Consider the following 25,661-nt stretch of genomic DNA (forward strand, 5'->3'; position numbering starts at 1 on the left):
CGCGGCCAGTTCGGACCCCACCACCTTGACGACCTGCTCGTAGCTGATGTTTTCATCGTGCTCGCCGGCTTCGGCCTTGGCGGCGGGCGTGAAGATGGGTGTGGGCAGCTTGCTGGCGTTCCTGAGCCCGGCGGGCAGGGCCACGCCGCAAACGGACCGGGTCTGCTGATATTCCAGCCAGCCGCTGCCGGCCAGATAACCGCGCACCACGGCTTCGACTGGAATGGGTTTGAGGCGCCTGACCAGCATGGAGCGACCGGTCACTTGAGGAATTTCGGCAGCCGTGACCGCGCTTTCGGGCGACTCGCCGGTCAGGTGATTCGGGCAGATGGCGCCGAGCTTGTCGAACCAGAACAGCGCCATTTGCGTCAACAAAGCGCCCTTGCCGGGAATCGGCTCGCCCAGGATCACGTCGAAAGCGCTCAACCGGTCGCTGGCGACCATCAGCAACCTGTCCGTGCCCACGGCGTAGTTGTCGCGCACCTTGCCGCGCGCGAGCAGGGGCAATGAAGTCAGGGCTGAGGTGTGAAGTGCTTGGGTCATGAAGGTGGCGCGGGTAAAAAAATGAAAAAGCCCGCACAACTCGGCAGGAGTCTACGGGCTTTGAATTATCGCCAATCCGGCGAAACAGACGTCAAAAGGGCTTAGCGGACCACTTGGGCCAGCTCGCCCCTGGTGTATTTGCCAGCCACCACCGACAGGCTTTCACCCTTGATCTTGCTCGCCTGGCCTTCGCAGCCAAACTCGAGGTAGCGCTGCTTGCAAATCGCCCTGGCCGCCAGCGTGGCGGGCTTGAGCCATTCACGCGGGTCGAATTTGCCCGGGTTTTGCGCCATGAACTTGCGCACGGCAGCCGTCATGGCCAAGCGGATGTCGGTGTCGATGTTGATCTTGCGCACGCCGAACTGAATCGCTTTCTGGATCTCTTCGACCGGAACGCCATAGGTTTCCTTCATGTCGCCGCCGTATTCGCGGATGATCGCCAGCAGGTCTTGCGGCACACTGGACGAGCCGTGCATCACCAGGTGGGTGTTGGGAATGCGACGGTGGATTTCCTTGACACGCTCGATTGCCAGGATGTCCCCGGTGGGCTTGCGCGTGAATTTGTAAGCACCGTGGCTGGTGCCGATGGCAATGGCGAGCGCATCGAGCTGGGTGCGCTTGACGAAATCAGCGGCCTGCTCGGGGTCGGTCAGCAGCTGGTCATGCGTCATCACCGCGTCGGTGCCGTGGCCGTCTTCCTTGTCGCCCTGCATGGTTTCCAAACTGCCGAGGCAACCCAGTTCACCTTCGACCGACACGCCCGTGGCGTGGGCCAGCTCAACCACCTTGCGGGTGACCTCGACGTTGTAGTCGTAGTCGGCAATGGTTTTGCCGTCGGCCATCAGCGAGCCATCCATCATGACCGAGCTGAAGCCCAGGTTGATGGCACCCTGACAAACCTCAGGGCTTTGGCCATGATCCTGGTGCATGACGACGGGGATATGAGGATAACTCTCGACCGCGGCCTGGATCAGATGCTTGAGAAAAGCCTCGCCGGCGTATTTACGGGCACCTGCGCTGGCCTGCATGATCACTGGCGCATTGACCTCATCAGCCGCCTGCATGATGGCCGTGACCTGCTCCAGATTGTTGACGTTGAAAGCTGGAATGCCGTAGCCATTGGCGGCTGCGTGGTCCAGCAGCTCGCGCATCGAAACGAGTGCCATGATCAAAATCCCCACAAAGTTAAAACGCTGTCAAAACGGCAGGTCGCCGGCACAAGGCCGCACGCAGCAAAGTCTGCGTGGCTGACGGTAACTGCAACGTAACCGATGGCTGATTCTACCGTTTGGCTAAACCGCAGGGCTCGAAACCGTGGCACGGCAATGCGCTGCGCGGCCTTTTGCCCGGCCCGGTCTTCTCAAGGCACAGCGCGTTGGCATTGGCATTGGCATTGGCCGACCTGACACACCTTGTGCCATCCATAAGCCGAGTTTAAGAAAGCCGTGTTATCTTCAATTTCCCATTTCGCCCGAAATTCCTTTCAGCCTTGGTCTTACTCTCACCCCCAGCTTTCCGTGCAGCGATCGAAACACCGCTTATTTTTCTGGACCACGCTCAGTTTTTTTCTACTGCTGGTCTGGGACTTTTCAGGGCTAGATCTCTGGATGGCAGGCTGGTTTGGCTCGGCCAGCGGTTTCCCGCTGGAGAGCCACTGGCTGTGGCGGGATCTGCTGCATGACGACATACGCTTGTGGCCCTGGGTGCTTGAACTGGGACTGCTGGTGGCGATTTTCTGGCCATTGGGCACCCTGAAAAAACTCCCCATGGCACGGCGGGCGCAACTTGCGCTGACAACGCTCGTAGCCTTGCTGGTTGTCTCGACCATCAAGATTTACAGCCGCAGCAGTTGCCCCTGGGATTTGCAGCAGTTTGGCGGTGTGGCAACTTATGTGTCGCATTGGTCCTGGGGCGTGCGCGATGGCGGCACCGGCGGTTGTTTTCCGGCCGGCCATGCATCGGCCGGTTTTGCCTTCATCGGCGGTTTTTTTGTTTTTCGGCATGTACTGCCCAAAACAGCCTGGCGCTGGTTTGCCGGCGCGATGCTGGTCGGCGCGCTTTTCGGCTTGGCGCAGCAGATTCGCGGTGCCCATTACATGAGCCATACGCTCTGGACTGCATGGTTTTGCTGGACGGTTGCAGCGGCAGCCGATGCGGCGGTCAGCCAACTGATCGCACGAAATCGCTCACGCGCTGCAGCACCGGCGCCCGTCCTCTCAGCACCGATGCCATTGACGCCAACAGAGTGACATGACTGACGCTGTCGTACAAGGCTGATTCAACCTGCACGCCGCTGGCCTTGAGACGCCCGGCCATTGCCACAGTACTGCGTTGCGGATTTACCACCGTGTCGTGCTCAGCCGCCAGCAACAACGCACGCGGTGAGGCCGCCGAAGCATGCACCAGCGGCTGGCTGTCAGCGGGGGTGTCCGGCCAGCTGAAGGCGACGCGGGTTTGGGCATCGCCAATGGGCAAGAAATCGTAAGGCCCCGCCAGCCCTATCCACCCCGCCAGGCGCGAGGGCGTCAAATCAACCGCCTCCAGCCAGCGTTTGTCCAGCGCCAGCATGGCGGCGTTATACGCCCCGGCGCTGTGGCCCATGACAAACACCCTGGCCGGGTCAGCGCCATAGTCGGCTGCGTGATCAAACGCCCAGCGCAGAGCATGGGCGCTGTCCTGCAGAAAAACCGGATAGCGCACTGCCGGACTCAGCCGGTAGTCGGCAACCACGGCGACGATCCCTCTGGATGCGAGCGCTTCCCCGACAAAACGGTAGTCGGCGCGTTCGCCCGATGACCAGCTGCCGCCGTAGAAAAACACCACCAGGGGCGCTTGGGCGACTTGCTTGGCTGGCCGGTATACATCCAGGCGCTGCCGTTGTTCGACGCCATACGCCAACCCATCGACAGCTTGATAGGTATCGGTGGGAACCGTGGCATTGAGCAGATCGGCACCCGAGCAGGCCGTCAGCAGCGCCGGCAACATGGCAAAAAACGAGCGTCTTGGCAATTTTGAGACGTTAGTAATCATTGAGGAGAATAGTACGCACAAGCTGCGGCCGCGGATTCAGACAATTGCCTGAATCAATGTGGGACCACGCTTGATTCCCAGGGAGGAAAAAAACCACATGCGACGAAGGCACGCCACTGGTCACCAGGCCGCCGAGCCGCCCCGCCCAGGATGAAGATCAGCTTCTTTTAACGCGGCACAGCGTGCGCAGCGACAAGCGCGGCGGCATCGAACGGCCACAGCGCCGGGCCGCCCCAAGCACGGCCAGCCCCCTTGGGGGGCAGCGCAGTACGCGAAGCGACAAGCGTGGGGGCAATATTTTTAGGCCACGCGGCAGATCTTGAGCATGTTGGTGCCGCCTGGCGCGCCCATCGGCTCGCCGCAGGTGATGGCATAGACGTCGCCGCTTTGCACGATATCCAGGCGCAGCAAATGGCTTTCGGCCTGCTCCAGCGCCGTGTCGCGGTCGGCGCTGCTGTCCATCAACAGGGGCCGCACGTTGCGGTACAGCGCCATCTTGCGTTGGGTCGCCAAGCGAGGCGTCAACGCGTAGATCGGCACCCGGATGTCGTGGCGGCTCATCCACAGCGGCGTTGAACCGCTATCGGTAAGGGCCACGATCGCCTTGGCGCCCAGGTGATGCGCCGTGAACAGCGCGCCCATGGCAATCGACTGGTCAATGCGGGCGAACATGGTGCCGGAAAAATCACCTTCCAGCTCCCGGTATTCAGCCTTCTCGGCCTCCTCGCAAATCTTGGCCATCTCTTCCACCGTCTCCAGCGGGTATCTGCCGGCGGCGGTCTCGGCGCTCAGCATCACGGCATCGGTGCCATCCAGCACGGCATTGGCCACGTCGCTGACCTCGGCCCGGGTGGGCACCGGGTTGAGAATCATGCTTTCCATCATCTGGGTGGCGGTGATCACGAGCTTGTCAGCGGCGCGTGCCAGCTTGATCATGCGTTTTTGCAGGGCGGGTACGGCGGCATTGCCGACTTCCACAGCCAGATCGCCGCGCGCCACCATGATTCCGTCGCTCACCTTGAGAATTTCTTCGAGCTTGGGGATCGCTTCGGCGCGCTCGATCTTGGCGATCAGGCCGGGCTTATGCTTGTAGGGCGCGGCCGCCACGTTGCACAGCTGGCGAGCCATCTCCATGTCGGTGGCGTTCTTCGGAAAGCTCACGGCGACGTAATCAGCCTGAAAGCTCATGGCGGTTTTGATGTCTTCCATGTCCTTGGCCGTCAGGGCAGGTGCCGTGAGGCCGCCACCCTGCTTGTTGATGCCCTTGTTGTTGGACAGCTCGCCGCCGAGTTTGACGGTGGTTAGCACTTCCTCGCCGCGCACCGCGTCCACCGTCAGCACGATCAGGCCGTCGTTGAGAAGCAGCAGATCGCCGGCCTTCACATCGCGCGGCAACTCCTTGTAGTCCAGCCCGACCCCCTTGATGTCGCCCGGCTCGGTGCGCGAGGCATCCAGGATGAATTTTTCGCCCGGCACCAGCATGACCTTGCCTTCGGCAAACTTGCCGACGCGGATTTTCGGACCCTGCAGGTCGGCCATGATGGCGACTTCCCGGCCGGCACGCTGGGCCACTTCGCGAACCAGTAGCGCCCTGTCCACATGGTCTTGTGCGCTGCCATGGCTGAAGTTGAGGCGCACCACATTGACACCGGCCCGAATCATTTTTTCCAGCAGCACCGGGTCACTGGAAGCAGGGCCGAGGGTGGCAACGATTTTGGTGGCGCGACGCGTCATGGGGCTGTCTCCGGTAATTTGGTTTCTGATTCTCACACGGAACCGGTTACCAGACGGTTACCAAAACAGGGCCGCACCGCAAAATGCCGGCCCGCGCCGCCTGCCGGCAACATCGCCGGCGCGACAACTCGTCCCGGCCTCAGAATTCATGATGAAATCGCCTTATGGTCCAGAGAATACGGCTACTTCTAGCTATCAAAACAGGATTAAGTCAGGTTTAGCCGGCAGCCCGCTTCTGCAGGATTTCGAAGGCTGGCAGCGTCTTGCCTTCGAGCACTTCGAGGAAAGCGCCGCCGCCGGTCGAGATGTAGCCCACGTTTTTTTCGATGCCGTACTTGGCAATCGCCGCCAGCGTGTCGCCGCCGCCGGCGATTGAAAATGCGGGGCTGGCCGCAATCGCCCGGGCAATGCCTTCGGTTCCCTTGGAGAAGGCCTCGAACTCGAACACGCCGACCGGGCCGTTCCAGACGATGGTGCCGGCGCCTTTCAGTTGTGCCGCCAGCCGGGCGGTGGTTTGCGGGCCGATGTCCAGGATCAGGTCGTCGTCTTCCACCTCGGTGGCCGCCTTGATGGTGGCGGGGGCATCGGCGGCAAAAGTTTTGGCGGTCACCACGTCGGTCGGAATGGGCACCTCGGCGCCGCGCGCTTTCATGGCCTGCATCACGGCGCTTGCCTGAGCCAGCAGGTCCGGCTCGGCCAGGCTTTTGCCGATCTTCAGGCCGGCGGCGAGCATGAAGGTGTTGGCAATCCCGCCGCCCACGATCAGCTGGTCAACATTGGCGGCCAGCGCCTTGAGGATGGTCAGTTTGGTAGATACCTTGCTGCCGGCCACGATGGCAACCAGTGGCCTTTTTGGCCGGGCAAACGCCGCCGTGATGGCGTCCATCTCGGCGGCGAGCAGCGGTCCGGCGCAGGCGATCGGCGCGTACTGCGCAATGCCGTAGGTGGACGCTTCGGCGCGGTGCGCGGTGCCGAAAGCGTCGTGCACAAAAATGTCGCACAGTGCCGCCATCTTGCGGGCCAGCGCTTCGTCGTTTTTCTTCTCTCCCTGGTTGAGACGGCAGTTTTCCAGCATGACCAGCTGGCCGGGCTGCACGTCCACGCCAACGACCCAGTTGGCGACCAGCGGGATTTCGCGCTGCATCAACTCGCCCAGCCGTCTGGCCACGGGCGCCAGCGAATCCGCCGGCCTGAATTGGCCTTCCACCGGACGCCCGAGGTGGGACGTCACCATCACGGCGGCACCGGCATCGAGCGCCATCTTGAGGCAGGGAATCGACGCCCGGATGCGGGTGTCCTCGGTAATGTTGCCGCTGGCGTCCTGGGGCACATTCATGTCGGCGCGGATGAAAACGCGCTGGCCGGCAACCTTGCCGCTGGCACAAAGATCGGAAAAACGGATGAAATTCATGGACAACTCACAAAATGGAAAAAGGCCTTGGGGCCAGATTGCCCCGACCCCAAATTGTAGGTGCCCGTACCGGTGAACTTCCTCCCCGGGAGGGGCTGGGCGCGACAAGCGCTTCGCCACCGTTAACATTTCCACCCAAGCCAGGGCCGCGGAACCGGCTTCGCCGGGTCGCAGGCGCAGCGGCCCCCTCGGGGGGGCAGGGCGCTACGCGAAGCGAGCAACCGTGGGGGCGCCTCACCAGCCCAATACAACGTGCAGCGGCAAGTACACCGCCATGCCGGTGACGATGGTTCCCAGCAAATCGCGGCGCCAGTAAAACCAGGCGACTCCGACCACTACGGCAAACAGCCTGGCGTCCTTCCAGGTCGTGATCAGGTGGCCCTGCGTCATCACCATTTCAGGTACGACGACCGCCGCCAGCGCCGCGATGGGTGCGTAGTGCAGGCCGCGCTGGGCCCATTGCGGCAAGGTCCATGGCTTGCTGGAGAGAAAAAAGAAGGAGCGCGTCAGCACCGTCACCAGCGCCATGCCGATGATGGTGACCACTGTCCAGAGATCGGTCTTGTTCACACCGGGTCCCCGGTCCCGGCCGCTTTGGCGGGCAGCGGCTTGGTCACCGGCAGCTTGTCCAGCATCAGGCAGGCAGCCACGGCCGCCGCAATGGCAAACAGGATGTTGAGCTTGAACGGCAGGGCGAAGGTTGCGACCGCGGCCGCCCCCGCAATGCCGCCGGACACGACACGCAGCCGGGTGCTGGCCAGCGAACACATGATGCCCAGCAACGCCAGGATGCCGGCAAAACCGAGCCCCCATGAGAGCGGAATGAAATTGGCCAGCGCAATACCCAACAGGCTGGCACCGACCCAGCTGAACCAGCCGGTCGCGCAGTTACCGGCCCAGTAGGCATCCTGGGCCTTGATCACGACCGGGTCCGTGGCGGGGTGCGGGAAACGCCTGGTAAACAGCACGTAGCTCAGGTCGGCCATGACATAACCGCTGGCCATGCGCCGCCAGAGGCTCTGGTGCATCACATAGGGACGCAAATGGGCACTGAACACCATGAAGCGCAGGTTGACGCAAAACGCGGTGGCCAGAATTACCCACATGGGCGCACCGGCGGCGATCAGCGGCACGGCGGCCAGCTGCGAGCTGCCGGCAAAAACCAGCACCCCCATCAGCAGCACCTCGATCAGGCTCATGCCCGACTTGACCATGGCCACACCGGTCATCAGGCCCCAGGCGGCAATGCCGGGCGCCACCGACGCCATGTCAGAGGCACCGATCCGAAACTCCGGGTGCCTGATCAATTCCCTCAATGCCCTCACAACAACCTCATTCCTGTTGGTTAAAAACCATCCCGGGCCGCAGCTCGAACCCACGTAAAAAATCGGCTGCATCGAGTGCCTTGCCGCCGGCCTTTTGCAGGCGGCTCAGGCGCAGCACATGGTCCGCAGCGCATACGTCCACGCCCTGCGGGCCCACGGCCAGCACTTGCCCCGGCCGTGCATCTACCGGCCTGGGGGCAGCTGCCAGCACTTCGGCACGCCAGAATTTGAGGGTTTCGCCAGCCAGCACGCCTGCAGCGCCGGGAAAGGGATTGAACGCACGAATGCGGCGCTCCAGGGTGACCGCGCTTTGCGTCCAGTCCAGCAGGGCTTCGCTTTTTTCGATTTTGCGCGCATAACTCACGCCGCTTGAAGGACCGTCCGGCGGCTGGGGCACTGGCAGCAAACCGCCGTGCTCCGCCAGTTGCAGCGCCTGGATAATCAGGCGTGCGCCAAGGTCTGCCAGCTTGTCATGCAGCAAGTCGGTGCTATCGTTCGGAGCGATGTGCAGCTTGTCGACCAGTAACATGTCACCGGTATCCAAACCTGCATCCATCTGCATGATGGTGATGCCGGTCTCAGCATCGCCCGCTTCAATCGCGCGGTGAATCGGCGCGGCGCCGCGCCAGCGCGGCAGCAGTGAGCCGTGAATGTTCAGGCAACCCAGCCGTGGCGCATCCAGCACCCATTGAGGCAGGATCAGCCCGTAGGCGGCCACCACCATGATATCGGCGCGCGTTGACTCGATTGCCGTGCGGGCGGTTGCTGCATCGTCGGGGTGTTTCCCGTCGAGCCGCAGGCTGCGCGGCTGTGCCACGGGAATGTGCCGGGTTTGCGCCCATTGCTTGACTGCCGAAGCCTGCAGTTGCATGCCGCGACCCGCAGGCCGGTCAGGCTGGGTCAATACCAGCGGGATGTCGAAACCGGCGGCATGCACCTTTTCAAGGGCCACACGGGCAAATTCAGGGGTACCGGCAAAAATGATGCGCATGAGGCGTGATTCTAAAGAGTCACGCGTTGATGCACGCCCCCCACATTCGAGTCGCACTGAAAGTGCGGGTAAAAAAACAGAAAACCCGCGCCTGGGCGTGGCAGGTTCAGCGCTCAGTCCCGCTCTTCGTCCTTTTTCAGTTTGATCATTTTGGTCTTGATGCGGTTGCGCTTCAAAGGCGACAGGTATTCCACAAAAACCTTGCCCAACAAATGGTCCATTTCGTGCTGGATGCAGACTGCCAGCATGCCTTCGACTTCATGAACCTGGCGCTTGCCGTCCAGATCCAGCGCCTGCACTTTGACGGCCATCGCGCGCTCCACGCCGTCGTAAATGCCGGGCACCGACAAGCACCCCTCTTCACCGACGCGGGTTTCCTCGCTGGCCCAGATGATCTCCGGGTTGATCAGCACCAGCGGCTGGTCGCGGCTTTCGCTCACGTCGATCACCACCAGGCGCTCATGAATGTCGACCTGTGTCGCGGCCAGGCCGATCCCTGCCGCTTCATACATGGTGTCCAGCATGTCGTTGGCGAGCTTGCGCATGCGTGCATCGACTGAGACCACAGACTTCGCTACGGTGTGCAATCGGGGGTCGGGGTAACGAAGAATGGTCAGTGGGTTCATGGGGGAAATGGTGGGAAGTCGCTATTTTCGCCACTTTTCTCGGCTTTTTAGACACTTCGATATTCGCAGAATCGTCTAATCGTTGCTTAATCAAGGGCTTAAGTACAGAATCGTTTGTGATTTATGAAGATACAAACAATACAAAACGCGATTTTTTGGTCGAAATGTAACCGCGCCAGACCTGTATTAGCCCAAGAGTTCTCAAAGATGCACACTATTTTTGGTCGTTTCAGTCATATTTCAATAGCCGCCGCCACTTTGCTGGGCACGACATTCGGCCTGCATGCGCAGAATTTTCCGATCACTTCTGGCCAGAAAGCCATTGCGGCGCAGGTCGCGCAGACCGGCATTCCGCTGGCTGACCTGGCGCCCAACGCGCCTGACAGCTACACCGTCAAGCGAGGCGATACGCTGTGGGCAATCTCGCGGCTTTATCTTAAAAGTCCATGGCGCTGGCCGGAACTTTGGGGCATGAACCTGCAGGACATCCGCAACCCGCACCGCATCTATCCGGGCCAGCAGCTCTACCTTGACAAAAGCAACGGCCGCGCGACCTTGCGAACCGGTCAGGCAACCGGCGACGGCCCACCCACCGACACCGTCCGCGTGTCCCCGCGCACCCGCTCTGAATCTCTGACGGACGCGTCCATCCCGACCCTGTCACCCGGTGCGATCGAGCCCTTTCTGACCGAGGCGTTGATTGTCGACGAACTCACCTTTGAAACCGCGCCGCGGATCGTGGCGACCCAGGAGGGTCGTGTGCTGCTCAGCCGTGGTGACCGCGCCTACGCGCGTGGCGAATATTCGGGTGCCAACGCGACGGGCACTCCGCTGAGTGATGCCAAAGGAAAGCCGCTGGATTTCCGGGTTTTCCGCAATGCAAAACCACTGAAAGACCCGACCACGCAGGTCATCCTCGGCTACGAAGCGCAGTACGTCGGCAAGGCTGAACTGGTGCGCGGCGAATCCACCACGCAGACCCAGGACAAGGACGGCAAGACGCAATTTGAAATTGTGCCGGCCACTATTGATATCGTGGCAACCAAGGAAGAGATTCGGGTAGGCGACCGGCTGATTGCCGAACCCCCGCGGGAATTGCTTAGCTACGTTCCGCGCGCGCCATCCGTTCCCATCGCCGGCCAGATCGTGTCGGTTTACGGCAATGCGGTGACTTATGCCGCCGAGAACCAGGTCGTGGTGATCAACCGCGGGTCAAAAGACGGGCTGGAACGCGGCAACGTCGTGGCCATCCTGAAGGACGGCGAGCGCCTGCGGGACAAGACCGACAGCGCCAATCCGCAGATAAAACTGCCCAACGAGCGCAACGGCCTGATGATGGTGTTCCGGACCTTTGAGCACCTGTCCTACGCGCTGGTGCTGCAGGTGACCGACGGCGTAAAAATTGGCGACCGTTTCGCCAACCCGAATTGAGCGCCTTTCGCGCGCCAGCGTTGACTTCAAGGGCGGGCCCGGCCCGCCTCTGCGTTTTTTGAACCGGCATTCCTGTGAATTCCGAAGAGCTTCTGGCCTGGCTGCGGCTAACCCTTTCACCCGGTGTTGGCAACACCGCCGCGCGTAAACTACTCGCAACATTCGGCTCAGCCCAAGGAATTTTTGACCAGAGCAGCGCCACGCTGCGGCAACTGGGCTCCGACAAGCTGGCAGGCGTCCTAAAGAGCGAACCGGCAACGCTGGCAGCCCAGCTGCAAACCACGCAGGAATGGCTGCAAAGCGGTGAGGACAGGTATGTTGTCACGCTGGGCGACGACGCTTATCCGGCCGCCCTGCTTGACATCGAAGATCCACCTTTGATGCTTTATATGCTCGGCGTCCTTTCAAATAGGGCAAATACTGCTACAAAAACAATAGCAGACAGCCTGGCCATCGTCGGCAGCCGTAACCCCACGCCACAGGGTGAAAGCAATGCCCGTGAATTTGCCCGCGCATTTGGCGGCGCCGGGCTGTGCGTGGTGTCGGGCCTGGCGCTGGGCATCGACGGTGCGGCCCACGACGGCGCCATGCTGGGTGGCGGCGACACGATTGCTGTCGTCGGCACCGGGCTGGACAGGGTCTATCCCAAAAAACATCTGGCATTGGCGCACCGCATTGCACAGCAGGGAATGCTGGTGAGCGAATTTCCGCTCGGTACGCCGCCATTGATGAGCAACTTTCCCAGACGCAACCGTATCATTTCGGGGCTTAGCCGCGGAACATTGGTGGTTGAGGCGGCACTGAAGTCGGGCTCGCTGATTACGGCGCGGCTGGCGGCCGAACAGGGCAAGGATGTTTTCGCTATTCCCGGTTCCATCCATTCACCGCAATCGCGCGGCTGCCATGCGCTGATCAAGCAGGGCGCCAAACTGGTGGAAGTGGCTCAGGATGTGCTGGAAGAGCTGCACTTTCCGTCGGTCGCCGCGAACGCCATGCAGTCCGGCGGCTTTTCGACAGCGGATGACGCGGCGGTGAGTCCGAGCGCCGGCCCTCTCCTGGCGGCGCTGGGTTATGACGCCGTAAGCCTGGACGCCTTGCAGGCTCGCACCGGCCTGGATACGGCCGGCCTGCAGTCGCAGCTGCTGGAACTTGAGCTCGGCGGGCACGTCGCGCGCCTGCCTGGCGGCTTGTTTCAACGTCTTGCCACGGCCTGAGCTTATCTGCGTTATATTGATTGCATGTTTGAAGTTTTGGTTTACGTTTACGAGAATTACTGGCAAGGCGCGGCCTGCCCCGAGTTTGACCGACTGGGGCGAAAGCTCACCGCCGCAGGGTTTGACGCAGAGGAAATCCAGGAAGCGCTGGTATGGTTGGACGGCTTGAACGTGGCGGCGCAAGGCACACAAATCAGCCTGCCCGCCAAAGTGAACTCCGGAAGTGCCGATTACACCAGCCTGTCGGGAATCCAGCTGCAATCGGCGAGCAGCCTGCGTATTTACTCCATTGCCGAGCAGACGCATCTGGGCGCGCAAAGCCTGGGTTTTGTGAGCTTTCTGGAATCGTCCGGCGTGTTGCCGCCACACATGCGCGAAATCGTGATTGACCGTGCCATGGCCGCGCCAGGCGAGCCGGTGATGCTTGACGATCTGAAGATCATTGTGCTCATGGTTTACTGGAGCTTCGGCGAAGAGCCTGACGCCTTGGTCCTCGACGAACTCTGTGACGACACGGAGTTTCGCCTGGCCCATTAAGCGCCTTTATCCGACTAGGTTTCGTAACGGTTTTTGAATCAGGCGCCGTACTCGAAATTCCCTGGCGAAGGCCCCTCAATGCACGGAACTCATCCAAGCAATCGCTCGGGATTGGCGTCCAGCTTGGCCAGTGCATCGCGTGTGGCACGTACCGTGAGCGCCTCTTCCTCCGTGGGCAGCAGCAATCCGGCTTGCAGGTAAGCCGCCAGGCGACGTGCCTGGATCAGGAAGTTACGTCCGTCAACGGCAGCAAACAGGTGAAGTTGCTTGCGATCACTGCACCAAGCAAACTGCACATGGCTGATCTTGCCGTTGTGATCCAGGCTGTACCAAGTCCCCAGTTGCAACTCGTTGACCCACGCCCGCATGGCTTCGCTGGGCTGGCTGCCGCCATCGGTAATCACCTCGATATCGGCCGCATCTATGCCGATCATCATGACCAGGTTGTCCGTGTCCAGCGGAAGATCGCCCACGTCTTCGTCAGACAAATAGTCCTCAAGATTGCTAAGCCGTTTGGCCATGGCGTCCACCCGCTCCATCGGGATGGCGTCGGTCTTGGACATGAAAGCGTCGGCCAGCGTGTTGCTGACAATCTTGAGGTGCTGATCCTGCTCGGGAAGGCCCAAGCCCAGCATGGCCATGCCGCGCCGCAAAATTTGCAGCAAGCCGGGCAGATCAGCAATTACGCGTGCGCGGTCTTCCCGATTGGGCTTCGCGCTTGCCGCCCATACCAGACTGGCCGCAGCGTGCTTGAGCGCAAGTGTTTCGGCGTGCTGGGGGCCGTTTTTCATGGCGGCAATGGCCAATACCTCAGCCCACACCTTGAACAGGAACTCACGGATTTCATCGCGCACCGGCATGTCATTGAGCATGCTGCGCATCTGAATGGTGTACTGGATCGCCATGGTTTCTTTTTGCTCGATCTGTTGCGCCACGCTGACCACTCGCGCCGTGCTGCCCTGCTCGGCGAGAAATCGGGAAAGAAATTTGTCAAACTCGTCGTAGACCAGTTGAAAAACCCTGCGCCCGGTTTCCGGGTATTGCTCGATGACCTGCACGATCCGCTTGATCTCCAACTCCAGAACGCCGCCCGCCACCGTGACATCAAAGCCCAGCGCGCAGGAACCCATCCGGTCAATCAGGCGCCTTGCGGGATGCTGCAACGACCCGAAAAATTCTGGCTCGGCGATGGCGACCCGCAGCACCGGCATCTGAAGCCGGGCAAACCAGACACGAATTCCGGGTGGAATCCGGTCCTCCGCCAGAATGCTCTGGAACATCAGTGCCACGATTTCAATCGTCGCTTTCTCCGAGGATGTGGAGGCGGCCTGTTTGAGCGTGCTGGTACGTCTGCGCAAATTACCCAGCGCCTGGTCGACATGGGTCTGGCCGTAAACCTGGCCTTGCGCTTCGGCCAGCAAGGTAGGCTCCACGTCTCTGTCTTGGGCGCGCTGAACTTTACCCATGGCTTGCGCCAGCTGCGGAGAAGCCTGGCTGGCCCGCGTTTCGTCAAAGCCTGGCACCTGGTTTGAAAGCAGCCGCTTCAGGTGCCCTAACACGCCCTGGGCGCGCATGCGAACCCGGGCCAGTGGCGTGGTCGCCGTCTGCATGCGTGTCTCGTCCTGAACGCCACTATCCAGGTCACGAGCGCTTCGCGAAGTCAGCGCATCAGGTTGCTCGCTTCGGACCGCCGTGACTGCGCGTCCCGCAGCGCTGGCGCCGCCAACCGGGTCGGCGAAACCCGAATTACCGGGGAACGATTTCGCAAGCACGGCCGAAGGGGTGCGCCTGACCAAGGGGCGCAAATCAATTTCTGCCATCACGCCGTGACTGATGAGAAACTCATTGGTGGCGTGATACACCTCAAGCATTTGCTCTGCCATGCTTTTCTGGACAACATCCTGAACCATCACCCAGACATGCTGCGGCAAGGGCGCATGCGTCCACTGTTCTACCAAATGCTGCGCAAGCACTTCGGGACGAAAGATATCTTGTTGGCGCAGTTCTGGGACGGCTTCCAGGTTTTGAATGCGCAGGCGCAGATCGTTGAGTTCCCAACTCGCGAAATCCAGCATGCGCAAGGCCAGACGCGAGGAAAGAATCCTGTTTTCCACCACCTCATTGCCCATCAACTCCAGTTTTCCAATGTCGGAGAACCCTGCTTGAGCAGCTACTGCAGGAGGCGGCAAGGCTTTGCTAAAGGCGTCGACGCAGCCCTTCAGCCAGACCGCCCGGTTTTTCTGATAAACCAGCACGGCGTCCCGCCGCTCTTGCTGTTCGCGCGTGCTGCCGGGTTGTCCCACCAAAACCGAAAGCGCGTCGCCGATCGTATTGGCCAGCAAGGTCAACATACGCAAAGCCTGCTCAGTGAACAACGCACGAGCCTGCTCTGCGAGAAGTCGGTTCTTTGAATTACTGGGAGCCACGGCCACCTTGAAACGATTACCGCACTAGCTTACACCGTGGCACCTGCATTCGGATCGTTGGGATCTTCTTCTTTTCTTGTGGGCCCTTTGACGAGATCCTCACGTTTGATGCCCAGCCACATGGCAATGGCGGCAGCCACAAAGACGGACGAATAGATTCCGAAAAGTATGCCGATGGTCAGGGCGAGCGCGAAATAAAACAGGGTGGGGCCACCAAACAGCAACATCGACAGCACCATGATCTGGGTCGAACCGTGGGTAATGATGGTGCGGCTGATGGTTGATGTGATTGCGTTGTTGATGATTTCAACCGTGTTCATTTTGCGGTAGCGACGAAAATTCTCACGAATCCGGTCAAAGATCACCACGGACTCATTGACGGAGTAACCCAGCACAGCCAGCACGGCGGCCAGCACCGCAAGCGAGAACTCCCACTGGAAATAGGCAAAGAATCCAAGAATGATGACCACGTCATGCAAGTTTGCAATGATGGCGGCGACGGCATATTTCCACTCGAAGCGGAAGGCAAGGTAAACCATGATGCCGAACACCACCATGGCCAGCGCCTTCAACCCGTCCTGCGCCAGTTCTTCTCCCACCTGCGGTCCGACAAACTCGGTGCGGCGCAGAGTGACGTCGCCATTGGCAGCCTTGAGCGCGGTCATGACGGCTTCGCTCTGCTGGGCCGTGCTCACGCCTTTTTGCGCCGGCAAGCGGATCATCACGTCGCGCGACGTGCCGAAATTTTGCACCTGAACATCGTTCAGGCCCAACATCGCGACCGTGTTGCGAATTTTCCCGACATCGGCAGCTTGGGTGTAGTTCACCTCCATCAGGGTGCCGCCGGTGAATTCCACTGACAAATGCAATCCGCGTGAAAACAGGAAAAATACTGCCAGCGCAAAGGTGGCGAAACTGATGATGTTGAAGATCAGGGCATGCCGCATAAACGGAATGTCACGCCGGATTTTGAAAAATTCCATCTGTGGACCTTAGGACGAAGCTCAGGAAAAAAAAGCGGGATTATTTGGCCAGTTCAGTGGAGGCGTCGGGCCGCCAAACCGTTCCAATCGACACTGTCTTGAGCTTTTTCTTGCGGCCGTACCAGAAGTTGACCAAACCGCGCGAGAAGAATACGGCCGAGAACATGCTGGTCAGAATGCCTATGCAGTGCACCACGGCAAAACCGCGTACCGGGCCGGAGCCAAAGGCCAGCAAGGCCAGGCCGGCAATCAGGGTCGAAATGTTGGAATCAAGAATGGTGGCCCAGGCCCGCTCGTAGCCCGCGTGGATGGCGGCCTGCGGCGACGCGCCACCGCGCAACTCCTCGCGTACGCGCTCATTGATGAGCACATTGGAATCAATCGCCATGCCCAGCGCAAGCGCCATGGCCGCCATGCCAGGCAGAGTCAGTGTTGCCTGAAGCATCGACAGCACCGCGACCAGCAGCAGCAGATTGACCGCCAGCGCTATGCCCGAAAACAGGCCGAACAGCATGTAATACATTGCCATGAAGGCCACGATCACGGCAAAGCCCCAAGATACGCTGTGAAAGCCCTTGGTGATGTTTTCCGCGCCCAGCGTTGGGCCAATCGTGCGCTCTTCAATGATTTCCATCGGTGCGGCCAGCGAACCGGCACGCAGCAGCAGCGCCAGGTCACTTGCCTCGTTGACGCTCATGGAGCCGGAAATCTGGAAACGGTTACCCAATTCACCCTGAATAACCGGCGCGGTCAGCACTTCGCCCTTGCCTTTTTCAAATAACAGGATCGCCATGCGCTTCTTGATGTTTTCGCGGCTGGTATCGCGCATGATGCGGCCACCTTTGGCATCGACGGTCAGATCGACCTTGGGCTGCTGGTTCTGGGAGTCAAAGCCGGGCTGGGCATCGGTCAGATTTTCACCGGTCAAGATGACCTGCTTTTTTACAATTACCGCCTGGCCATTGCGCTCAAGGAAACGCTCAGCCCCGAAAGGCACCGGGCCGGAATTGTTTTCCGCTGCCCTGGCCTCGGCGCCGTCTTCGACCAGACGCATCTCCAGCGTCGCAGTGCGCCCGAGAATGTCTTTGGCCTTGGCAGTGTCTTGAACGCCCGGCAATTGCACCACGATGCGGTCAATGCCCTGCTGCTGAATCACGGGCTCGGCAACACCCAGCTCGTTGATGCGGTTGTGCAGTGTCACCATGTTCTGCTTGAGCGCCTGATCCTGAATCCGGCGTGCCGCCTCAGGCTTGATGGTCGCAGTCAGCTTGTACTCGGTACCATCCGGGCCATCGGCCAATTGCAGGTCCGGCAGCTGGTCCTGAATTAGCGCCCTGGCGGATGCCAGCGTTTCAGTATCACGAAATCTGATGTCGATAGCCTGTCCGTTGCGGGCAATACCGCCATGGCGGATATTTTTTTCGCGCAGTGAAAGACGGATGTCACCGGTAAGCGACTCGGCCCGCTTGGTCAGTGCGGCCTGCATGTCGACCTGCAGCATGAAATGCACACCGCCGCGAAGGTCAAGACCCAAATACATCGGAAAAGCATGCAGGGATGTCAACCAAGCGGGCGATCGCGACAGCAGATTGAGTGCCACGACATAAGCAGGATTCTCGGGATCCGGGGCCAGGGCTTTCTGGATTGCGTCCTTGGCTTTGAGCTGGGTGTCGGTGTCTCCGAAACGCGCTTTGATCGAACTACCCTCCAGCGTAATGGCATCAGCCGTGATGGCGGCGTCCTTGAGCGCCTGCTCCACCTTTGCCAGAGTCGTCGTGTCGACCTTGACAATGGCTTTGCTGCTGGACACCTGCACGGCGGGCGCTTCGCCAAAAAAATTCGGCAGCGTGTACAAGGCTGCGATCAACAGCACCACCACCATAATGGCGTACTTCCAGGCCGGATAACGATTCATGAGAGGACTGTTCCAGGTGAACGATGGACAAAGAGCAGGCCTTGCTGGTATCAGCAGGCCCCGCTAAACCGGGTGGCCGTAGGGTTTATTTGACGCTGGAAATGGCACCCTTGGGCAGCACTTGGACGATGGCACTGCGCTGCAGCTGCACTTCAATGCCGGGTGCGATTTCCAGTGTCAGGTAACCCTCTCCCATGCGGGTGACCTTGCCAAGCAGGCCGCCGGCGGTAGCGACTTCATCGCCTTTGGCCAGCGCTTCAATCATGGCGCGATGCTCTTTTTGTTTGCGCATCTGTGGGCGAATCATCACGAAATACAGCACCACAAACATCAGCACCAGCGGCAGCATGCCGGTCAGCGAAGACATCATGTCCCCGCCTGCAGCGGCAGCGGGAGCGGTTTGGGCAAAAGCAGAAGAAATAAACACGGCTGACTCCACAACTATTTAATAAAACACCAAGAATCGCCCGAGCGAAAAAGCCAGAGCATAGTTCGCCCGATTGTATGCGTCAGGAAACGGCCAGCGGGCTTGACCGGGCGCGTGAGGCAGTATTCAAACGGGCTCAATACGGACAGCACGATTTTTCGCCTGCCTGAGCCAGGCAAAGCCGGCACCCCGGCACGCTGGACAGCAACCCGGTGCTCGCCTCATTCAGCCTGCGCGCTGGTGGCGGGCCAGCTCGGCCTGCCGGAAATCATCCATCAGCGCGGCCCATTGTGGCCGCGCTATCGCCAAATGGCGCGCCTTCACATGGCCATACCCCTTGATCAGCTCGGGAATCCTGGCGATTTCAAGGGCGGTTGCATGGTTTTGAGCCGTCAGGCCTGCCAGAACTTCTTCCAGACTGGCCCGGTATTCACCTATCAGCGCGCGTTCCACCTGACGCTCTTCGATCCGGCCAAAGATATCAAGCGGCGTGCCGCGCAAGCGTTTGAGCCGGGCTAATAACCTGAAGCCGGTCAGCATCCAGGGGCCGAACTGGCGCTTCTGCAATTCGCCCTTGTCATTTTTGGACCCGATCAGGGGCGGCGCCAAATGGTAGTTGAGTTTGAAGTCGCCTTCGAACATGGCGTTGACCTTGTCGAGAAAGCCCGTGTCGGTGTGCAAGCGCGCCACTTCGTACTCGTCCTTGTAGGCCATGAGTTTGAAGAGATAACGCGCCACGGCCTCGGTCAACGTGGTCTTGCCCAGCGGGGCTTCCGCTGTGCGCACCCTGTCGACAAAGACTTGGTAGCTTTGCGCGTAAGCTGCATTCTGGTAGTCGGTCAGGAAAGCCACCCGTTTGGCCAGCATTTCGGCCAGCGATGGTTTTTTGACGAACTCAATGACTTGGGCGGCCTTGAACAGCGCCTGCACCGAAACCAGATCATGCGCGCAGCGACGGCCCCATTCAAAAGCAGCCTTGTTGTTGTCAACCTGCACGTTGTTGAGCTCGATGGCGCGCATAAGTGCGGCGTGCGACAGCGGGACCCGGCCTTTTTGCCACGCAAAGCCCAGCATCAGGGGGTTGGTGTAGATCGAGTCGCCAATCATCTGCACGGCGACCTGTTCGGCATCAAAACTCGCCATGCCCTCGACGCCCACCGCCAAGCGCACGGCACTTTCGCAGTTGCCGCCGGGAAACTGCCAGCCCGGATTGGTGACAAACGCCGCCGTCGGCGTCCCATGCGAATTCATCGCCACAAAGGTGCGGCCCGGCTGCATGGTGGCCAGCGTGTAGGGGCTGGCCGTCACGATCGGGTCGCAGCCGATGATGAGGTCGGCTTTGGCGGTGTCCACTTTCGTCGTGTAAATGGCCTCGGGCCGGTTGGCAATCTGGATGTGGCTCCAAGTGGCGCCGCCTTTTTGCGCCAAGCCGCCCGCGTCCTGCGTCACCACGCCTTTGCCTTCAAGATGGGCCGCCATGCCGAGCAACTGGCCGATGGTGATGACGCCGGTGCCGCCGACGCCGCCCACGACAATGCCCCAGGCGCTTTCAGCCACTGGCAGCACGGGATCGGGAAGCACGGGCAAGCTGCCCAAATCGCCCTTTTTCTCTTTTTTGGGTTTCCTTAGCTGGCCTCCTTCAACCGTCACAAAGCTCGGACAAAAACCCTTGACGCAGGAATAGTCCTTGTTGCATGTGTTCTGGTTGATGCGGCGCTTACGGCCGAATTCGGTTTCCAGCGGCTCTACCGACAGGCAGTTGGACTGCACCGAGCAGTCACCACAGCCTTCGCACACCAGCTCGTTAATAACCACGCGCTTGGCCGGGTCCACCAGCGTGCCGCGCTTGCGCCGGCGACGCTTTTCGGTCGCGCAAGTCTGGTCGTAAATAATGGCGCTCGTGCCTTTTATTTCGCGGAACTCGCGCTGGATTTTGTCGAGCTCGTCGCGGTGCTTCACTGTGACACCGTCCAGCAGCCTGGCGCCCTCATACTTTTCCGGCTCGTCGGTCACGATGACCAGCCTGGTCACGCCTTCGGCAATCAGGCTTTGCATGATCTGCAGCACCGAATGGCCCTCAGGCCGCTCGCCGACCTGCTGGCCACCCGTCATGGCGACGGCGTCGTTGTAGAGTATTTTGTAGGTGATGTTCACGCCCGACGCGATGGCCTGGCGGATGGCCAGCAGGCCGCTGTGGAAATAGGTGCCATCACCCAGGTTGGCAAAAACATGTTTGTCGGTGGTGAAGGCTGACTGGCCAATCCAGCTCACGCCTTCGCCGCCCATCTGGCTAAAGGTGGACGTGCTGCGGTCCATCCAGACCGTCATGTAATGGCAGCCGATACCGGCCACGGCACGCGAACCTTCCGGTACACGCGTGCTGGTGTTATGCGGGCAGCCGCTGCAAAACCAGGGCGCGCGTTCACCGGTGTCAATTTTGGCTTCCACCAGGGCTCGTTCCCGGGCGTCAATAATGGCCAGGCGCGCCTTCATACGCGCGATGATGTCCGCCGGCACGCCGAGCTTGGTCAGGCGCTTGGCAATCGCCTTGGCAATGATGGCCGGTGTCAGGTCGGCCTTGGGCCTGAGCAGCCAGTGGTCGCTCGGGTTGGCGCGGCCCCACTCGCCGCCTGACTGATCGCCCTCGGGTTCGTCAAACTTGCCCAGCACATTGGGCCGCACGTCGGCGCGCCAGTTGTAGAGCTCTTCCTTGATCTGGTATTCGATGACCTGGCGCTTTTCCTCGACCACCAGGATCTCCTGCAGGCCCAGGGCGAAGTCGCGGGTGATGCTGGCCTCCAGCGGCCAGACCACGTTGACCTTGTGCAGCCGGATGCCAAGCTGGTGGCAGGTGTCTTCATCCAGACCCAGATCGCTAAGGGCTTGACGCGTGTCGTTAAAAGCCTTGCCGCTGGCGATGATGCCAAAACGGTCGTCCGGTGCCGCAATCACGTTGTAATTGAGCTTGTTGGCCCGGATGTAAGCCAGCGCGGCATACCATTTGTAGTCCATCAACCGCGCTTCCTGCTCCAGCGGCGCGTCGGGCCAGCGAATATGCAGGCCACCCGGCGGCATCTGGAAATCCTCGGGAATGATGATCTTTACCCGGTCCGGATCGACGGACACCGAACTCGACGATTCGACCACTTCCTGAATGGTTTTCATGCCCGACCAGACACCCGAAAACCGGCTCATGGCGAAAGCATGCAGCCCCATGTCGAGGATTTCCTGCACGCTCGATGGAAAGAACACCGGCAGGCCACAGGCTTTGAAAATATGGTCGCTCTGGTGCGGCGCGGTCGAGCTTTTGGACACATGGTCGTCGCCAGCTATGGCGATCACGCCACCGTGCTTTGCCGTGCCCGCCATGTTGGCATGCTTGAACACATCCGAGCAGCGGTCCACGCCCGGGCCCTTGCCGTACCAGATGCCAAACACGCCATCGAACTTCTGGCTTTGCGGGTACAGGTCGAGTTGCTGCGTACCCCAGACGGCGGTTGCGCCCAACTCTTCGTTGACGCCGGGCTGAAACACGATGTTCTGCGCCGCCAGGTGCTTTTTGGCCGCCCACAGCGCCTGGTCATAACCACCCAGCGGCGAGCCACGGTAGCCACTGATGAAGCCTGCCGTATTTAGCCCGGCGATGGCGTCACGGCTGCGCTGCAGCATCGGCAGCCGCACCAGCGCCTGCACGCCGCTCATGAAGGCGCGGCCGTGGTCAAGTGAATATTTGTCGTCCAGGGTGACGGTTTCCAGCGCTTTTCGGATGTGCTCGGGCAGTGGGGCATTCATGTTTTTTGTCTCCGGGATTGTTGTCGTAACCGGCCTCGTGGACCCGTAAATCTGCAAACGTCAAGCCCGGTTAGGCCTGATGTCTGACTCCAGCTAAAAGTGTAGGTCTCGCGTTCTGATATGTCTTTGCTTTTTTTGTTCCATTTATGCCGGTTGACGAAAGATTCTTGCTGCAAAATATCAAAAATGGAAACATTAGACAAGTTTGACATCGCCATCCTGCACGAGTTGCAGCGCGAGGCTCGTCTCACCAACACCGAACTGGCGTCACGCGTCGGCCTGTCGGCTGCGCCTTGCTGGCGACGCGTCCGGGCACTCGAGGAAGCTGGCTTCATCACCGGTTACCGCGCCGAAATCAACCGTCACAAGATCGGCTTGGGCGTGCTGGCCTTTGTGCGGCTGGACGCTGCCCGCAACAGCGGCGATGTGCTGCAGACGCTGGAAGAGGCCATCCGGAAGATTCCCGAGGTGGTGAGCTGCCACTACATCAGCGGCACCGGCACCTTCGAGCTGCAGGTGGTCAGCCGCGACCTCAATACGTTCAGCCAGTTCGCCCGCGATGTGCTGATCAACCTGCCCAATGTAAAAGACCTGCATACCAGCTTTTCGCTGGGAGAGGTCAAGGCCAGCAGCGCCCTGCCGCTGGGGCACCTGACGCGCTCGATTCCCTAAAATTTAAGGAAATAAGGGCTGTGGTCCAATGATTTCGGCTCTAAACAGCTATTAATTAAATAGCAAACGCAACCTTGACCGCAGACAGCAAAAAGCCCGACCTCCTGCGGGAGATCGGGCCAGCGGCGCTGCTGGACGCTGCGTCTTTATGGTTGCGGTCTGACGCAGACCTTGCTGGTATTACGCCTTTGAGAGCTTCGGCTGCGTCGGTTCAGCCGTGAGGCAGCCCACCGCAGCGCCAAACTTGTTCTTGTAGTTGGCGTTGATGAGCGGGTCGAGCGTGGCCTTGACATTGCCGTGGATGCTGCCCCAGTCACCGGCATGCTGGAAGTTGCTCATGATGTAAGTCCAGCCGTTCAGCTCGTCCACCGCATGCAGGCCGGTTGACTCGCCGCCAGCGGGAATCGACATCACCCGTGACAACGCCTTGGTGTCGACGTTGTAGGCCCACAGGAAGTTGTTGACATGCTGGCTGCTGTCTTCACCGATGAAGAGAGTACGCATCTTTTCGGAGAACTTGAGGTTGTCAGGGTTGGCAATTTTTTCGGGGTTGGCGGTGTTGCCCAGCGCATCAGCGCTGATATCTTCACCGGTGATCAGGGCTTTCGTGTCCACCGGCATCCACTCGCTGATGATGGCCGCGCCCTTATCATCCTTGATGCCGCCCTTGAGGTTCAGGGCCATCACGGCACCGGCCACCAGCGCCTTGGGCACCCCGATGCCGTTGCCCGGCACGTTGGCTTTATCGCCAGCCACCATAGAGGCCTGGATGTTCTGCAGCGCTGAATAGGCGACCTTGTCCTTGATGTTGACGGTGGTGCCTTCCATCTTCGTGAAGCCCATGCTGGCGCCAACATAAGCGGCGTAGCGATGGGTTTCGAGGAAGGCGGCTGCCTTCTCGTTGAACACCTTGATCCATTCGGTCTTGCCGTTGGAAATCACTTTCCTGAACGTGGCGTCGAGCGGGTCGGTGCTGCGCACGTCCATGATTTCGGCTGGCTTGATGCCGCCGTCGACCAGCGCGCGAATTTCCGCGCTGCTGGCGTTGCCCAGCTTGATCCAGGTCAGCGCTGCGGCTGCGGCGGCCGGGTCGATGGAGAAGCCAGAACCAACCTTGGCGACGTATAGCGAGCCAGCGGACAGGTCTTTTTCCCTGTCCGCCACAAACACAAAATAGCCACTATTGGTGGCGTCGTCGCCCATGAACACGGTACGGTTGTCGGGCATGACCTGCACCAGTTCGTGCGAAATACGACCCATGCAGTAGTGCTTCTTGATAGAGGCCGTGCCATCCGGGTTGACCGTCACCTCGGGCATATGACCGTAGTGGTAGGGGTTGGCCGCCGTTTCGCTGCCGTAAAGATTCTTGCTGAAAGCCCTGAACTGCGCATCGCTGGCAGCGGTAAACGCGTTGGGCTCGTACTCCTCGCTCGACAGGTGGGTGTTCCACGGCGAAAGGCTGGCGCCGCAGGTAATCCACAGGCCATTGACCGCGGAAGTGTTGACGTTGTGGTACTTGACCAGCGTGAGTTTGCCGGTGTCCGGGTTCTGGTCCAGCGTGAGCACGGCAATCGGCGACGGCAGCTTGCCGTACATGCCGGTCGTGCCATCCTGCGCAAAGGTGGTGTATTCAAACTGCACCACGGCAAACACCGTGTTGCCCTTGACACCATCGACCTTGGCGCCCGGCACGCTCAGCAGCGAGGTGCCATCTGGCGAGTCCGAGAAAAACTGGCGCTCCTTACCGGGCACGGTGGCGTCAATGATGACCTGGTTGTTGATGTCGAGATAACCACCCGCAAGAATTTTTCCTCCTTTGCCATCGGACACCATGTCACCAGTAACAAAAAAGGGCAGGTAGGCGAGTTTGAAGTCGAGTTTGCTCTTGTCGCTGAAGTTTACCGACATGACGGAGCCGACCGTGGTCGTGGCCATGGCGGCAGCGTTGGCCAGCGTGGGCGCAGGCATGGAGGAGAAGCTGACGCCGCTATAGCTCGCAGGCAGTGGCGCTGCCACCGCATCATCGCCACCGCCGCAACCGGCCAGCAGCAGGCTGGTTCCGGCAAGGGTGGATGACAGCGGCAACATGGGAACACCGGCCAGAAATTGCAGGGCGCGACGACGGGAAGGATTGACGGCAGGATTCATGGGTTTCGCTCCAGACAGGTAAGCCGCGCGCGGCGAAAAGGCCGGCGTCAGCGGGACAGAAAACCCGCTTACTTTGACGCAGTCATGTTGCAGCTTCATGACAGGCAGCCATGCCGGCCGCAGCAAATCCGGCTGGTGGGCCGGTCAGCCACGCACGCAGCGTGCCTCCAGCGGCAGCAGCAGATAGTGCAGAACAGCCCCGTGGCCGCTGGCGCCCAAGCCGAATTCGGCGCGCACCCGCGGGTTGCTGTAAACCGTCTGCGCGCCCTGGCCACCAGCATCCCGGAACAGGATGTCCCTGCCACGCGTGCCCTCCAGCACCGCCGTGTCATCGACAAACCGGACGGTGAACTCGATGCCATGCTCACACTGGTAAAGTGGTAATGCCCCAGGCGGTTGCTTGCCCGCGCAGGCGCTCAGCGTGCCGATTGCCACGAATAAAATAAGGACAGCGAC

Annotated in this window: 21 protein-coding genes; 5 read left to right on the top strand and 16 right to left on the bottom strand. The window is 60.4% G+C overall.

What is annotated here, in order from left to right; all coding sequences use genetic code 11:
- Together HHJ19_RS07830 and fba are read right to left on the bottom strand one after the other, a co-directional pair.
- Positions 1 to 543, bottom strand: a 543-nt coding sequence (locus tag HHJ19_RS07830; protein ID WP_296905619.1) for a phosphoribosylaminoimidazolesuccinocarboxamide synthase, incomplete at its 3' end; no start/stop codon positions are given.
- Between the two features lie 101 nt (positions 544 to 644).
- Positions 645 to 1,709 (bottom strand): class II fructose-bisphosphate aldolase, encoded by a 1,065-nt coding sequence (fba, locus tag HHJ19_RS07835; protein ID WP_296905621.1) that lies wholly within the window; start codon positions 1,707 to 1,709, stop codon positions 645 to 647.
- Positions 1,710 to 2,060: 351 nt separating this feature from the next.
- On the opposite strand from fba, the gene HHJ19_RS07840 reads away from it, so the two are divergent.
- A complete protein-coding gene (locus HHJ19_RS07840; RefSeq protein ID WP_296905623.1) occupies positions 2,061 to 2,792 on the top strand; it encodes a phosphatase PAP2 family protein in 732 nt (243 codons plus the stop codon).
- Here HHJ19_RS07840 and HHJ19_RS07845 read toward each other — a convergent pair.
- The 7 genes from HHJ19_RS07845 to def form a co-directional block, all read right to left on the bottom strand.
- Positions 2,704 to 3,573 carry an alpha/beta hydrolase gene (locus HHJ19_RS07845; RefSeq protein WP_296905624.1) on the bottom strand — a complete coding sequence of 290 codons (870 nt, stop codon included), beginning with the start codon at positions 3,571 to 3,573 and terminating at the stop codon, positions 2,704 to 2,706. The genes HHJ19_RS07840 and HHJ19_RS07845 overlap by 89 nt on opposite strands.
- 300 nt (positions 3,574 to 3,873) lie before the next feature.
- On the bottom strand, positions 3,874 to 5,307 hold the full coding sequence (gene pyk, locus HHJ19_RS07850) for a pyruvate kinase (protein ID WP_296905626.1): 1,434 nt from the start codon (positions 5,305 to 5,307) through the stop codon (positions 3,874 to 3,876).
- A gap of 217 nt (positions 5,308 to 5,524) precedes the next feature.
- On the bottom strand, positions 5,525 to 6,718 hold the full coding sequence (locus tag HHJ19_RS07855; RefSeq protein ID WP_296905628.1) for a phosphoglycerate kinase: 1,194 nt from the start codon (positions 6,716 to 6,718) through the stop codon (positions 5,525 to 5,527).
- 234 nt (positions 6,719 to 6,952) lie between these two features.
- Entirely contained in the window at positions 6,953 to 7,288 is a 336-nt protein-coding gene (locus HHJ19_RS07860; protein WP_296905630.1) for an AzlD domain-containing protein, read from the bottom strand.
- A complete protein-coding gene (locus HHJ19_RS07865; protein ID WP_296905654.1) occupies positions 7,285 to 7,986 on the bottom strand; it encodes an AzlC family ABC transporter permease in 702 nt (233 codons plus the stop codon). Before HHJ19_RS07865 ends, HHJ19_RS07860 begins: the two co-directional genes overlap by 4 nt.
- Positions 7,987 to 8,050: 64 nt before the next feature.
- Positions 8,051 to 9,034, bottom strand: coding sequence for a methionyl-tRNA formyltransferase (gene fmt / locus HHJ19_RS07870; RefSeq protein ID WP_296905632.1), 984 nt, complete (start codon positions 9,032 to 9,034; stop codon positions 8,051 to 8,053).
- Between the two features lie 113 nt (positions 9,035 to 9,147).
- Positions 9,148 to 9,660, bottom strand: coding sequence for a peptide deformylase (gene def, locus HHJ19_RS07875; protein ID WP_296905634.1), 513 nt, complete (start codon positions 9,658 to 9,660; stop codon positions 9,148 to 9,150).
- A gap of 207 nt (positions 9,661 to 9,867) precedes the next feature.
- Here def and HHJ19_RS07880 point away from each other — a divergent pair, with 207 nt between their 5' ends.
- The 3 genes from HHJ19_RS07880 to HHJ19_RS07890 all read left to right on the top strand — a co-directional run bounded on the left by HHJ19_RS07880 (position 9,868) and on the right by HHJ19_RS07890 (position 12,842).
- Positions 9,868 to 11,091: a LysM peptidoglycan-binding domain-containing protein gene (locus HHJ19_RS07880; RefSeq protein WP_296905636.1), complete on the top strand. Its 1,224-nt coding sequence runs from the start codon at positions 9,868 to 9,870 to the stop codon at positions 11,089 to 11,091.
- A gap of 74 nt (positions 11,092 to 11,165) precedes the next feature.
- A complete protein-coding gene (gene dprA, locus HHJ19_RS07885; protein ID WP_296905638.1) occupies positions 11,166 to 12,305 on the top strand; it encodes a DNA-processing protein DprA in 1,140 nt (379 codons plus the stop codon).
- 24 nt (positions 12,306 to 12,329) lie between these two features.
- Entirely contained in the window at positions 12,330 to 12,842 is a 513-nt protein-coding gene (locus tag HHJ19_RS07890; RefSeq protein WP_296905640.1) for a DUF494 domain-containing protein, read from the top strand.
- Between the two features lie 89 nt (positions 12,843 to 12,931).
- On the opposite strand, the gene HHJ19_RS07895 is transcribed toward HHJ19_RS07890, so the two are convergent.
- From HHJ19_RS07895 to HHJ19_RS07915, 5 genes are all read right to left on the bottom strand, one after another.
- Positions 12,932 to 15,274, bottom strand: a complete 2,343-nt coding sequence (locus HHJ19_RS07895; RefSeq protein WP_296905641.1) for a DUF1631 family protein — start codon at positions 15,272 to 15,274, stop codon at positions 12,932 to 12,934.
- A 23-nt stretch (positions 15,275 to 15,297) separates the two neighbouring features.
- Positions 15,298 to 16,251, bottom strand: a complete 954-nt coding sequence (secF, locus tag HHJ19_RS07900) for a protein translocase subunit SecF (RefSeq protein WP_296905643.1) — start codon at positions 16,249 to 16,251, stop codon at positions 15,298 to 15,300.
- Positions 16,252 to 16,291: 40 nt separating this feature from the next.
- A complete protein-coding gene (gene secD, locus HHJ19_RS07905) occupies positions 16,292 to 18,166 on the bottom strand; it encodes a protein translocase subunit SecD (RefSeq protein ID WP_296905645.1) in 1,875 nt (624 codons plus the stop codon).
- A gap of 85 nt (positions 18,167 to 18,251) precedes the next feature.
- Entirely contained in the window at positions 18,252 to 18,593 is a 342-nt protein-coding gene (gene yajC / locus HHJ19_RS07910) for a preprotein translocase subunit YajC (protein WP_296905647.1), read from the bottom strand.
- A 225-nt stretch (positions 18,594 to 18,818) separates the two neighbouring features.
- Positions 18,819 to 22,385 (bottom strand): indolepyruvate ferredoxin oxidoreductase family protein, encoded by a 3,567-nt coding sequence (locus HHJ19_RS07915; RefSeq protein WP_296905649.1) that lies wholly within the window; start codon positions 22,383 to 22,385, stop codon positions 18,819 to 18,821.
- Positions 22,386 to 22,571: 186 nt separating this feature from the next.
- Here HHJ19_RS07915 and HHJ19_RS07920 point away from each other — a divergent pair, with 186 nt between their 5' ends.
- Complete coding sequence (locus tag HHJ19_RS07920) at positions 22,572 to 23,057, top strand: Lrp/AsnC family transcriptional regulator (RefSeq protein WP_296905650.1); 486 nt, start codon at positions 22,572 to 22,574, stop codon at positions 23,055 to 23,057.
- A gap of 180 nt (positions 23,058 to 23,237) precedes the next feature.
- On the opposite strand, the gene HHJ19_RS07925 is transcribed toward HHJ19_RS07920, so the two are convergent.
- Positions 23,238 to 25,205, bottom strand: coding sequence for an alkaline phosphatase PhoX (locus tag HHJ19_RS07925; RefSeq protein WP_296905653.1), 1,968 nt, complete (start codon positions 25,203 to 25,205; stop codon positions 23,238 to 23,240).
- Between the two features lie 144 nt (positions 25,206 to 25,349).
- Positions 25,350 to 25,661, bottom strand: a 312-nt coding sequence (locus HHJ19_RS07930; protein ID WP_366929389.1) for a hypothetical protein, incomplete at its 5' end; no start/stop codon positions are given.

It is taken from the genome of Polaromonas sp. (assembly GCF_012927415.1).
Taxonomy (GTDB): domain Bacteria; phylum Pseudomonadota; class Gammaproteobacteria; order Burkholderiales; family Burkholderiaceae_C; genus Polaromonas.